The organism is Streptomyces aquilus, assembly GCF_003955715.1.
In the GTDB taxonomy this organism is placed as follows: Bacteria; Actinomycetota; Actinomycetes; order Streptomycetales; family Streptomycetaceae; genus Streptomyces; species Streptomyces aquilus.
In genome coordinates this window covers 9841944-9854260 of sequence record NZ_CP034463.1, presented here as the reverse complement: position 1 = coordinate 9854260, position 12317 = coordinate 9841944, and the positions used below count along the sequence as shown (strand labels likewise).

The following is a 12317-nucleotide window of genomic DNA, read 5'->3' as shown; positions in this document are numbered from 1 at the left end:
CCAACGGCTGTACCGGACAGCCGAGTTGATCACTCCAGACCCTTTCATCACACCTACCCCCCGAGAAAGCCTCACAGTTCAAATTTTACGGACGGTGCACAGGTCGCAGTGGTGGTGCTCCAGTTGGCGGGCCCACGTGTGAGTGTCCAGACCGTCCTGGGGTCCCATCCGGGAGAGTTCGGCGCCCTCGTGACCCAGGACCACGATCAACGGACGGACTCCGCGGCTGACACGAGGAGACTTCCAAACGGCGATGAGTCTGCGCTGCTTGGGGACCTCGATCCGGCGGACACCGAAGAGAACGTGACACACGTCCCGCCCGAGAAGCGCGATGTGCCCACGCAGCCGCGATGACTTCGGACGCCACAGGATCCAGATCGCCCCGACACCGGCAGTGGCGTCGACATCGGCTGACACCACGGTCAGCAGGCGCCGGGGCATCCACCACGGTTGCGGCTCAGTTCCCGCCAGCGCCCGCTTCACCACGCCCCGCAGACAGCCGGGCGCCGGCAAGGACTCGGTGCCCAGGGCTTCCCGATATCGAGCGTCCCGCTCTCTTCTCGCACGATGACCCCGTAAGGTGGCTGGCGCAGCTGGTTCGCCCCGTCCGCCAGGCGGGATGCGTCGCAAGAGGGAACCCGGTGGGAATCCGGGACTGCCCCGCAGCGGTGAGCGGGAACGACCGCCGTCAACACGCACTGGGCCCGAGGAGGGTTTGGGAAGCGACGGCCAGTAGGTGTCTCCTACGACTACGACTTCGTACGAGATGTGCCCGCGAGTCCGAAGACCTGCCAACTGCCCGTGTGCGAGCCACTCGTGCGCGGACATCCCGGTGACCTCGAGGGCGGGTCGGCGACCAGATCAGGCGGAGGACCGCGCTGTGCCGCGCGAGTTCCCACCCGTCCGGTTCCGTCACCCCTTCGCGCTCTCGTCCCGGTCCCGGGATCTCAGGGATTCATCTCGTGAAGGAGATCTCCGTGACCACCAAGCCCGCAGCCGCGACAGCACGGGCCACCGTGTACGGCTACCCCCGCCAGGGCCAGAGCCGCGCACTGAAGAAAGCGATCGAGGGCTACTGGAAGGGTCGCATCACCGCCGACGCCCTCCACGCCACCGCCGCCGACCTGCGCCGTACGAACTGGCAGCAGCTCACCGACGCCGGCATCAACGAAGTGCCCACCGGCGACTTCTCCTACTACGACCACGTCCTGGACACCACCGTCATGGTCGGCGCGATCCCGGCCCGCCACCGGGAAGCCGCCGAAGCCGACGCTCTGGACGGCTACTTCGCCATGGCCCGCGGCACCCAGGACGTGGCGCCGCTGGAGATGACCAAGTGGTTCGACACCAACTACCACTACCTGGTACCCGAGTTGGGTCCTGACACCGTCTTCACGGCCGACTCCAAAAAGCAGGTCGCCGAGCTGACGGAGGCCCTCGCCCTGGGCCTGACCGCCCGGCCCGTCCTGGTCGGCCCCCTCACCTACCTGCTGCTGGCCAAGCCGGCACCCGGCGTGGCCGCCGACTTCGAGCCGCTCACCCTTCTCGACCGGCTGCTGCCGGTGTACGCCGAAGTCCTCGCCGACGTGCGCGCGGCCGGCGCGGAGTGGGTGCAGCTGGACGAGCCCGCCCTCGTCCAGGACCGCACCCCGGCCGAACTGACCGCCGCCACCCGCGCCTACCACGACCTCGGCGCCCTCACCGACCGGCCCAAGCTACTGATCGCCTCCTACTTCGACCGGCTCGGCGACGCCCTCCCGGCCTTGGCCAAGGCCCCCGTCGACGGGCTCGCCCTGGACTTCACCGACGCCGCCGCGGCCAACCTCGATGCCCTCGCGGCGGTGGGCGGACTGCCCGGCAAGCGCCTGGTCGCCGGGATCGTCAACGGCCGCAACATCTGGATCAACGACCTGGCCAAGTCCCTGGCCACTCTCGGCACCCTGCTCGGGCTGGCCGACCGGGTCGACGTGGCCGCCTCGTGCTCCCTGCTCCACGTCCCTCTCGACACGGCGGCCGAGCGGGACATCGAGCCTCAGATCCTGCGCTGGCTGGCCTTCGCCCGCCAGAAGACGGCCGAGGTCGTCACGCTCGCGAAGGGCCTCGCCCACGGCACCGACGCGATCACGGGCGAGCTGGCCGCCAACCGCGCCGACCTCGCCGCACGGGCGAACTCCCCCATCACCCACGACCCTGCCGTCCGAGCCCGTGCCGCCGCCGTCACGGACACCGACGCCCGCCGCTGCCAGCCGTACGCCGAACGGGCCGCCGCCCAGCGGGCCCACCTCGGCCTGCCCCTGCTGCCGACCACCACCATCGGCTCCTTCCCGCAGACCACCGAACTGCGCACCGCCCGCGCCGATCTCCGCGCGGGACGGATCGACACCGCCGCCTACGAGGAGCGCATCAAGACGGAGATCCAGGAGGTGATCTCCTTCCAGGACAAGGCCGGCCTCGACGTCCTCGTGCACGGCGAGCCCGAACGCAACGACATGGTCCAGTACTTCGCCGAACAGCTCACCGGCTACCTCGCCACGCAGCACGGCTGGGTCCAGTCCTACGGCACCCGTTACGTCCGTCCGCCGATCCTGGCCGGCGACATCTCCCGCCCCGAACCGATGACCGTGCGCTGGACGACGTACGCCCGGTCCCTCACCTCGAAGCCGGTCAAGGGCATGCTCACCGGCCCGGTCACGATGCTCGCCTGGTCCTTCGTCCGCGACGACCAGCCCCTCGGGGACACCGCACGCCAGGTCGCCTTCGCCCTGCGCGACGAGGTCAACGACCTTGAGGCGGCGGGAACTTCGGTCATCCAGGTCGACGAGCCCGCGCTGCGCGAGACGCTCCCGCTGCGGGTTGCCGACCGTCCGGCCTACCTGGCATGGGCCACCGAAGCGTTCCGGCTCAGCACCAGCGGAGTGCGCCCGGACACCCAGATCCACACCCACATGTGCTACGCCGAGTTCGGCGACATCGTCGAGGCCATCGACGCCCTCGACGCCGACGTCATCAGCCTGGAGGCCGCACGCTCGCACATGCAGGTCGCCCGCGAACTCGCCGCGCACGGCTACCCGCGCGAGGCGGGACCGGGCGTGTACGACATCCATTCCCCTCGGGTGCCGAGCGCGCAGGAGGCCGCCGAGCTGCTGCGTGCGGGGCTGAAGGCCATCCCCGCCGAACGGCTGTGGGTCAACCCCGACTGCGGCCTGAAGACCCGCGGCTGGCCCGAGACCCGCGCTTCGCTGGAGAATCTGGTGGCCGCCGCCCGCACGGTCCGTGAGGAACTCCTCGCGACCTGAGCCGTCATTCCGCCGGGGAGGAGCATCCGCTTCCTCCCCGGCGGTCCCGCGCGGGGCGACCGTCGCGGTCGACGTGATCGGCGTGATCGGCGTCGACCGGGCGGGAACTGTCGTGGGCCGCAGCGCGGTTCGCTGACGGTTCTCTACCGGTGCCGGTCCACCGTCCGCAGGTAGGCGCCGAGGCGGGCGATGGCGGACGGGTTGCGGGGACTTTCGACCAGGTCGACGTAGTCAAGGACGAAGATCCGCTTGTGTTTGACCGCGGAGACGTCATGCAGAGGGGCGTACGACAGCAGGAACTTCCGCTTCTGCTCGGCGCTGACGTCGCCGTAGTCGCAGATGACGATGACGTCCGGGTTCCGTTCGACGACGGACTCCCAGCCGACGGTGGTCCAGGAGTCGTCGACGTCGTGCATGACGTTGTTCCCGCCGGCCTTGGTGATGATCTCGTCGGGGGCGGCGTAGCGGCCGGAGGTGAAGGGCTGGTCCTGTCCGCTGTCGTAGAGGAAGACCTTGGGCCGGTGGGCCGGGGCATGGGCCGCGGTGGCGGCGACCTGCTTCTTGAAGTCGGCGACCAGTGTGGCCGCACGCTTCTCGACGCCGAAGAGTGTGCCGAGGTTGGTGAGGTCGGCGTACAGGGCGTCGAGGGGCGGCATGATGCCGCGGGAGGTCTTGGTGCGGCCGTTGCGGCAGGACTCGGTGAGGATGTACGTGGGGATGCCGAGCTTCTTCAGAGCTTCCGGGGTGAAGCCGCCGCCGTCTCGGAAGCCGTAGTTCCAGCCGGCGAAGACGAGGTCGGCACGGGCGTCGAGCACGTTCTCCTTGGTGAGCTGGTCCTTGGAGAGCCACTTGACCTTGTCGTAACCGTCCTTCCAGGGCACGTCGGTCAGGTCGCCCTTGTCGTCGGGCATGGCGAACCCGGCCATGCGGTTCTCCAGGCCGAGGGCGAACATCAGCTCGGTGATGCCGACGTCGTTGGTGACGACGCGCTTCGGGACCTTGTCGTACGTCACCTCCTTGCCGCAGTTGGTGAGGGTGACGGCGGGGGTCTTCGGGTCGGCGGACGACTCGACATGCGCACCGCAGCCGGTGGCGGTGGCTGCGAGGCAGAGGGCGGCGGCGAGCAACTTGCGCATGGGAGTCCTTACTCGGCGGGCTGAAGCAGGTCGAACAGAAGCTGGACGGCGCCCGTCTCGGGGTGCCGCACCGGATGTGCGCGCACCCCGAACACCTCGGCCAGCAGGGCGGGTCGTAGTACGTCGTGAGGCGTCCCGGAGGCCACGATCCGGCCGCCGGCGATGACGTGGAGCACGTCGCAGTGCGCGGCGGCCAGGTTGAGGTCGTGGAGGGCGGCGAGCACGGTCAGCCCGCTGCCGCGGACCAGCGACAGCACATCCAGCTGGTGGGCGATGTCGAGGTGGTTGGTGGGTTCGTCGAGGACCAGCACCTTGGGCTGCTGGGCGAGTGCGCGGGCGATGAGGACGCGCTGCTTCTCGCCGCCGGACAGGGCGAGGAAGCCGCGGTCGGCGAGGTGCGTGACGCCGGTGCGTCGCATGGCCTGAGCGCAGAGGGCGCGGTCCTCCGCGGCCGTGCGGTTGCGGTGCGGCAGACGTCCCATCGCCACCACTTCGGCCACGGTGAAGTCGAACTCGGCGGACGACTCCTGCGGCAGTGCCGCCAACTGCCGTGCCACCGCCCGGGGTTCCATGGCATGCAGGTCGTCCCCGTCGAGGCGTACGGCTCCTCCGGCCGGGCGCAGCGCCCGGTACACGCAGCGCAGCAGCGTCGACTTGCCGCTGCCGTTCGGGCCGACGAGTCCGACGAACGCCCCGCTGTCCACGGCGAGTCGCACGTCCTCGACCAGCCGGATGCCGGCGGCCTCGACCGTGACGTCGTCGATGTCGAGCCTCATCGTCAGCGGCCTCCGAACGCGTAGCCGCCGCGCCGCATGAGCAGCAGGAAGGCGGGGACTCCGACCACCGCGGTGATCACTCCGACCGGCAGCTCGGCGGGCGCGAGCAGGAGCCGGGACAGCACGTCCGCCCACACCAGCAGGACGGCGCCGGCGAGGGGGGCCACCGCGAGCACGCGCCGGTGGTCGGCACCGACCAGCATGCGTACGACGTGCGGCACCATCAGCCCGACGAAGCCGATGGCACCGCTGACCGCGACCACGGTCCCGGTCATGGCGGCGGTGACAAGGAACAACTCCCGGCGCAGACGGGCGGGTTGCACACCGAGCGCGGCGGAGGTCTCGTCGCCCATGGCGAGCGCGTTGAGCGTCTCGGCCCGCCATCGCAGCCACGCCCACCCGACGGCCACGGTCACGGCGGCGAGCGGCACTTGCGCCCAGGTCGCCCCGCCCAAGCTGCCCAGCAGCCACATCATCGCCGAGCGGGCCGCCTCACCTCGGGCCGCCCCGAACACCATCACCGTGGTGACCGCCTCGAAGCCGTACGCCAGGGCCGTCCCGGTCAGGATCAGGCGCAGCGGAGTGAGTCCGTGCGGCGACCGGGCCACGGCGTACACGAGGGCCATGGCCGCGAGCGCCGAGGCGAACGCCGACACCGACAGCGCCCACACGCCCAACCCGGCGAACGCCCCCAACAGGATGACCGCGTTGGCGCCGACCGCCGCGCCCGAGGAGATCCCCAGCACAAAGGGATCGGCGAGGGCGTTGCGGACCATGGCCTGCACGGCGACCCCGACGGCCGCGAGACCCGCCCCGACGATCGCGGCCAGCACCACGCGCGGCAGCCGGATCTCCCAGACGATGGTGTAGGCGGCCGCGTCACCGGCATGGACGGTCCCACCGCTCAGCCCGGCCCACAGGAACCGGAACACGCCCGGCCAGCCGATCCCGGCGGCCCCCAGTCCGACACCGCACACGAGCGACACGACAAGCATCAGCCCGAGCCCAACAGCCAAGGGCAGCACGGGTATTCGGCTGGAGGTGGGCACGATCGGGGCAGTCCTTCGCCTCGGGCCGCCTGAGAAACCTCACGCAAGGAGACAGCCCGTACGACGCCTTGGCCGCGCGGTCCCCTCTCGCAGTCCACGGCGAGCAGTCAACGGGTCGCGCCACCCACAGGCGATCGGGCTCACGCGAACGACCGCAAGTCGCCGCGCACACCGTTGCGGGTCAGCGCCGGACTCTCACCGGACTTCCCCCGCGGGAGGCGTCCGGAGCCTAACAGAGGCAGATCAACGGCAGACGTGGCGCACCCGCCGCGGCGAGTACAGATGGCTGACGCCGAACTGCTCCGATCGTCACCGTCCGCCCCACCATGACCACGTCCGCGCGCAGCCAAGCGCAGCACGATCAGCGTGAGCCGAGTCCGATCGGCAACCCCACGCCACCACTCGGAAGTGGGTGTGGCTCCGCGAGGTGCGAAGCTGATCTGGATCCGCCCGACGACGCGCTCGCCGCGCTCAGTGGAACCACGTATCTGGCTACGTGCCCCTGTGGCGAGAGTCCCAGGTTCTGAAGGTGTGTCGGTGGGGTCGGAGATGATGGATGTCGTGACTGATGAGCGATACTCCCGGCTTGCCGCCGAGCATCTTCCGGGCGATCTTGTTGAGCGCTGGACAGCGCTCCTGCGCCCGTGCGCACGCCTGCGGCCCGCCGAGGCCGGCGAGCAGATCGTGGCTGTCCTTGGCGGGTCCCCGGAGCTTCCGGTCACGGCCCCCTGGCCCGAGTGGCCCGGGTACGGCCCCTTGTCCTTCGTCGCTTCAGTGCGGTGTGCCGCACTGCCCCGATACGGACTTGCCCAGGAGTTCCCCCAGGACGGATCCCTGCTCTTCTTCTACTTCGACGGCCAGGTGGACGAGGACGCCTTCGTGTCCGTCGACGACCCCGAGAGCTGGGCCGGGGCCCAGGTGGTGTACGTCCCGGAGAACGCCCCGGTCTTGCCAACCGACACTCCCCCTGTCCTGGAGGCGTTCCCGCGCGTGGAACTCACTGCGGACACCGCGCAAAGCGCCCCGGACCTGTGGCTGCCTCAGGCCCGGCGCGCCCTGCTCGGCGACGCCCGGCACTGGCCCCACCCCCGCGACACCCCGGCCGAACTCAAACCGTTCGTCCGCGCCTTCGGACGGCTGCGTACCCGCATCGACCACCAGATCGGCGGCCACGCCGTGCCCGTCCAGGGCCCGGTGGAGTACGAGCTCGCGAACGCGACACTCGGCGGCATGCAGGCGTGGGGCGACCGACCGCTGGACCAGGAAGCCGAACGCTGGGTTCTCCTTGCCCAGTTCGGCACCGACAGCGACGCGAAGATGACCTGGGGCGAGGAGGGCGCCCTCTACTGGCTCATCCGCTCCGAGGACCTCGCCGCCCACCGATTCGACGAGGCACGGCTCATCGTGCAGGTCTAGCACCCCAAAGCTGACCGCGGGCCGGATGACGGGGAGACCGCAGGCTCTTCGGCCCATTCCCTGAAGCAGACGACCTTGGGCCTGGCGGCACGTTGTCCGTGGCCGCAGGCACACCGCTCGGAGCGCCATCCCCAGCGGCGCTCTAAGCCTCGCCTCAGGTTGATCGGAGACAATGAGCGGCAAAAACAACGACTGGGAGGGGGCGGGCCGGCGTGCGGATCATGATCGCGGATGATGAAGCGGCCATCCGTGAGTCGCTGGAGCGGGTGCTCCAGGTCGAGGGGTACGACACCAGCACCGTCGCCAACGGTCTCGCCGTGCTCGACGGGTTCAGCGGGGCCGACGGCGACACACTGGATCTCCTGATCCTCGACGTGATGATGCCCCGCCTCGGCGGGTTGGAGACCTGCCGGCGGTTGCGGGCCGCGGGTCGGGATCTGCCGGTGCTGATGCTGACCGCCCGCGATCAGGTCTCCGATCGGGTCACGGGGCTGGACGCGGGGGCCGACGACTACCTGCCCAAGCCGTTCGCCACCGAGGAGTTGCTGGCCCGGGTGCGGGCCCTGCTGCGCCGGCGCATGCCGACCGACGAGGAGTCACAGATCCTGTCGTTCGCCGACGTCCGGCTCGATCCCGACAGGTTCGAGGCGTGGCGGGGCGAGCGGCCGCTGCGCCTGACCCGGACCGAGTTCTCCCTCCTCCAGGTCCTCATGAGCAACGCGACCCGGGTCCTGACCCGCGACGCGCTGTTCGAGGCGATCTGGGGCTTCGACATGAGCGCCACCGCCAACAACCTCCAGGTATACGTGAGTTACCTGCGCCGCAAGATGGAGGCCGAGGGTGAGCCGCGCTTGCTCTACACGCTGCGCGGCCTGGGATACGTGCTGCGGGAGACTCCTCCGTGACCAGGCCCGCCGGCCGGGAACCGCGCCGGCTGACCCGATGGTGGCGCCGGCGGTCCCTGCGCGCCAGGCTGACGGTGATCGCGGCGACGGCCATCGCGGTCAGCGTGTTCGTGGCCTTCCAGGTGGCCAGCGAACTCCTCGGCTGGGAGCTGCAGGACAGCGCCAAGGATCAGCTGCGCGCCGACTCCCGCGTCCTGGCGACGAGCGCGCAGCGCGCCGGTCTGGCGCAGCTCCAACTCCCGCCGTATCCCGGATCCGGTCGGCTGGTGCGGGTCATCCTGCCCGACGGCTCGACCCGGACGCCGACCGGCCAACCCGCGCTGCCCCCCGTCAGCGAGCCCGCCGAGCGCGTGGCGCGGGGCGCGTCGGCCGACCTCATGGAGTCGAAAGGCAGCGACGAGGACGGCTACCTCATCTACACGCTGCGGGCGGGCGACGGCGCGGTCCAGGTGGCCCAGGTCGCCGACGACAGCCCGATCAACCAGTTCGGGTTCGGCATGCTGCTGATCGGGCTGCTCTGCGTGGCCGGCGGCGCCCTGGTCGGGCGGACCGTGGCGCGGACCGGGCTGGCACCTATCGACCGGCTGACCGCCGCCGCGGTACGTGTCGCGCACACCCGGGATCTCGACGCCGACATCCCGGATGAGGGCGGCGGGGAGATCCGGCGGCTGATCCAGTCCATCAACGACATGCTCGCCGCGCTCCGGGACTCCCGGCGGGCCCAGCGGCTGCTGGCCGAGGACGCCGCCCACGAGCTCAAGACCCCGCTCACCAGCCTGCGCCTCAACGTCGAGCTGCTGATCCGGCTCGATCGGCGCGGCACCTTGGACAGCGCACTGCCGGCGGAGAGCCGGACCCGGCTGCTCAACGATCTCGGCGCCCAGGTGGCCGAGTTGAGCACCCTTGTCGCCGAGCTGACCGACCTGGCGCGCGGTGACGTCAGCGACGAGAGCACCGAGCTGCTCGACCTCGCCGACGTGGTGGCGGCCGCCGCGACCCGGGCATGTTCGCGCGCGCCCGACGTAGAGGTCGCACTGGACGTGACCTCCGTGTGGGTGAGCGGGCGTCCCGCTGCGCTTGAGCGGGCGGTGCTCAACCTCATCGACAACGCCGGCAAGTGGTCCCCCGCGGACCAGCCGGTCCAGGTCCGGCTCCGTGCCGGGGACGCGACGGTGGTGCTCGAGGTCGACGACGCCGGGCCGGGCATCGACGCCGCCGACGTACCGCGGGTGTTCGACCGGTTCTACCGTGCCGACAGCGCCCGGGCGTTGCCGGGATCCGGTCTGGGGCTGTCGATCGTGCAGCGGGTCGTCGACGCCCACGGCGGCCAGGTCAGCGTCACCCGCTCCGCACGCGGTGGCGCGCTGCTGCGGGTCGGCCTTCCGGCCGCGGCCCCGCCCGCCCCGATCGCGCGGCTCACCGCCGGGGAGGACACCGCGGCATCCTGACCCGCCCGATGGCGCGGCGCAGGACAAGGGACAGCGACGGTCGGGAGCCATGAAGAAGATCCGGGACGGGCCTGGGGCCCGTCCCGGATCTCGTGCGTGCCGCCGCGCTCACGCTTGCAGCGCGGGCTCCTCGTCGTCGGCGAACGGCTGTTGACCGTCCGGCAGCTGTGCCGCTGCACGCGACAGTCGGCTCGGCCACCACATCCGCCGGCCGATCAGCAACGTGAGGGCGGGCACCAGGACCGACCGCACCAGCAGGGCGTCGAGCAGCACACCGAAGGCGACCAGGAACCCGACCTCGACCAGCATCACCAGCGGAAGTGTGGCGAGGACCGCGAACGTGGCCGCCAGGACCAGACCTGCCGAGGTGATGACGCCGCCGGTCGCCGAGAGGGCTTTGAGCATGCCCTCTCGGGTGCCGAGACGCACGGTCTCCTCCCGGGCCCGGCTGGCCAGGAAGATGTTGTAGTCGACGCCGAGCGCCACCAGGAACAGGAATGCCAGCAGCGGCACCGAGTAGTCGACACCCTTGAACCCGAGGATCGTGTCGAAGACGAACACGCTGCCACCGAAGGCAGCGGCGAACGAGACGATCACCGTGACCATCAGGACCAGCGGGGCCACGATCGCGCGCAGCAGCAGCCCGAGGACCATCAGGACCACGGCGAGCACCAGCGGGATCACCAGCTTCTCGTCGCACTCGGTGGTCACCTCGGTGTCGAGGTTCTCCGCACTCGGCCCGCCGACGATCGCCTCCGCCCCACTCACCGCGTGCACCGCGGTGCGCACCCGCTTGATCGTGTCGTACTCCGCGGCGGTGTCCGGCGCGTCCTTCGGGAACACCGAGATGTTGGCCCAACCACCGCTGGTCTGCTCCGGGATGGCCACGGCCACACCGCGAGTGTCCTTGACGACGTCGAGCACCCGATCCTGGTACGCCGGCCGCGCGAAGACCGTCATCGGCTGGCCGCCGAGTTCCGGGAAGTGCTGGCGCAGAACGGTGAACCCGGTGACCGACTCCGGCGCGGACAGGAACTGATCCTGCTCCCGCAGGGCACCGGTGTTGCCCGCCAGCCCGAGCGCGAACACCCCGAGGACTCCGAGCGAGCCGAGCGTCGCCACCCACCGGCGGCGGCTGAGGGCAGCGCCCAGCCGTCCCCACAGCCCCGGCTTCTCCTCCACGGCCGTGCTGAACCGCGGGACGGCCGGCCAGAAGATCCGCCTGCCGAGCACCACGAGCACCGCCGGGAACAGCGTCAGCATGGCCACCAGCGCGCACAGGATGCCGGCCGCACCGATCGGACCCAACCCGCTGGTGCTGTTCAGGTCCGCGACGAGCAGGCAGAGCAGGCCGGCGACCACGGTGGCCGCGGACGCGACGATGGCCGGTGCCGCGCCGCGCAGGGCGTGGACCATCGCGATGCGGACGTTCTCATGGTGGTGCAGTGCCTCCCGATACCGAGCGATGAGCAACAGCGCGTAGTCCGTGCCGACGCCGAACACCAGGATCGTCAGCAGCGCCGAGTTCTGGTCGTTGACCACGATGCCGAAGCCCTTGACGAGCAGGTAGACGGTCGCCATCGCGGTCAGTGCGGCCGCGCCCACCGCCAGCAGCGGGATGATCCACAACACCGGGCTGCGGTAGGTGAGGATGAGCAGGAGCGTGACGACGACGATGGTGGTGAGGAGGACCTGCACGTCGATGCCGTCGAAGACGGCGTCCATGTCACCGTCGATCGCGCCCGGGCCGGTCACGTCGAGTTCCAGGCCGGAGGGGCGGTCCTTCGCGGCGTCACGCAACGGGCCGACGATCTCCTCCGGCGCGCCGTAGGCCGTGCTCACCTCAAGGGTGAACGTCATCGCCTTGCGGTCGCTCGAGAGGCTCAGCGGTGAGCCCTCGTCGTCCTCGCCGGCCGCCGTCGTCGCCTTCGGCGGGTACCGCTTGGCAAGGGTGGTGTACTGGCGCTCGACCGTCGCCCGGTCGGCACCGGTCATGCCACCAGCGCGGTGGTACACGAAGACGAACGTGTTGCTGTCACCGCCGGGGAGACGGTCGTCCAGCACCGCCACCTTGGTGGACTCGGCACTGGCCGGCAGGGTGTCCACGGCGCTGTCGGTGGTGACCGAGCTCAACTTCCCGCTCAGCGGCACCATGCCCACCGCCAGCACCAGCCACAAGCCAATCACCAACCACGGCACCCACCGGCCCGCCAACCGGCCCCCCGGCGCTCCCCCGGACGGCGCTGCGTCGACTGCCATCACTAGCCTCCTGCATACGAGTTGCATCGCTT

The 12317-nt window shown here is 70.7% G+C and carries 8 protein-coding genes and 1 riboswitch; of the genes, 4 read left to right on the top strand and 4 right to left on the bottom strand.

The features are described 5' to 3' along the window. Nucleotides 1-577 precede the first annotated feature (577 nt). Nucleotides 578-810: riboswitch (cobalamin riboswitch) on the top strand. A gap of 167 nt (nt 811-977) precedes the next feature. Further along, nucleotides 978-3296: a 5-methyltetrahydropteroyltriglutamate--homocysteine S-methyltransferase gene (gene metE / locus EJC51_RS45005; RefSeq protein ID WP_126276405.1), complete on the top strand. Its 2319-nt coding sequence runs from the start codon at nt 978-980 to the stop codon at nt 3294-3296. A 143-nt stretch (nt 3297-3439) separates the two neighbouring features. On the opposite strand, the gene EJC51_RS45000 is transcribed toward metE, so the two are convergent. From EJC51_RS45000 to EJC51_RS44990, 3 genes are read right to left on the bottom strand one after another with little or no spacing between them, the layout of a single operon-like run. Beyond that, nucleotides 3440-4432, bottom strand: coding sequence for an ABC transporter substrate-binding protein (locus tag EJC51_RS45000; RefSeq protein WP_126276404.1), 993 nt, complete (start codon nt 4430-4432; stop codon nt 3440-3442). 8 nt (nt 4433-4440) lie between these two features. Continuing rightward, entirely contained in the window at nt 4441-5208 is a 768-nt protein-coding gene (locus EJC51_RS44995; RefSeq protein ID WP_126276403.1) for an ABC transporter ATP-binding protein, read from the bottom strand. Nucleotides 5209-5210: 2 nt separating this feature from the next. Then, a complete protein-coding gene (locus EJC51_RS44990) occupies nt 5211-6203 on the bottom strand; it encodes a FecCD family ABC transporter permease (protein ID WP_244363226.1) in 993 nt (330 codons plus the stop codon). Between the two features lie 615 nt (nt 6204-6818). Here EJC51_RS44990 and EJC51_RS44985 point away from each other — a divergent pair. The 3 genes from EJC51_RS44985 to EJC51_RS44975 all read left to right on the top strand — a co-directional run bounded on the left by EJC51_RS44985 (nt 6819) and on the right by EJC51_RS44975 (nt 10026). Further along, entirely contained in the window at nt 6819-7673 is an 855-nt protein-coding gene (locus EJC51_RS44985) for a YwqG family protein (protein WP_244363224.1), read from the top strand. Nucleotides 7674-7885: 212 nt separating this feature from the next. After that, entirely contained in the window at nt 7886-8578 is a 693-nt protein-coding gene (locus tag EJC51_RS44980; RefSeq protein ID WP_126276401.1) for a response regulator transcription factor, read from the top strand. Continuing rightward, a complete protein-coding gene (locus EJC51_RS44975) occupies nt 8575-10026 on the top strand; it encodes a HAMP domain-containing sensor histidine kinase (protein WP_126276400.1) in 1452 nt (483 codons plus the stop codon). Before EJC51_RS44980 ends, EJC51_RS44975 begins: the two co-directional genes overlap by 4 nt. 108 nt (nt 10027-10134) lie before the next feature. Here EJC51_RS44975 and EJC51_RS44970 read toward each other — a convergent pair whose 3' ends face one another. Continuing rightward, nucleotides 10135-12285: an MMPL family transporter gene (locus EJC51_RS44970; protein ID WP_126276399.1), complete on the bottom strand. Its 2151-nt coding sequence runs from the start codon at nt 12283-12285 to the stop codon at nt 10135-10137. Nucleotides 12286-12317 lie beyond the last annotated feature (32 nt).

What these genes read in the sequence shown, in the direction of transcription:
- EJC51_RS45000 (WP_126276404.1), bottom strand. Translation starts at nt 4,432, where the DNA reads ATGCGCAAGTTGCTCGCCGCCGCCCTCTGCCTCGCAGCCACCGCCACC.
- EJC51_RS44995 (WP_126276403.1), bottom strand. Translation starts at nt 5,208, where the DNA reads ATGAGGCTCGACATCGACGACGTCACGGTCGAGGCCGCCGGCATCCGG.
- EJC51_RS44990 (WP_244363226.1), bottom strand. Translation starts at nt 6,203, where the DNA reads ATGCTTGTCGTGTCGCTCGTGTGCGGTGTCGGACTGGGGGCCGCCGGG.
- EJC51_RS44970 (WP_126276399.1), bottom strand. Translation starts at nt 12,285, where the DNA reads ATGGCAGTCGACGCAGCGCCGTCCGGGGGAGCGCCGGGGGGCCGGTTG.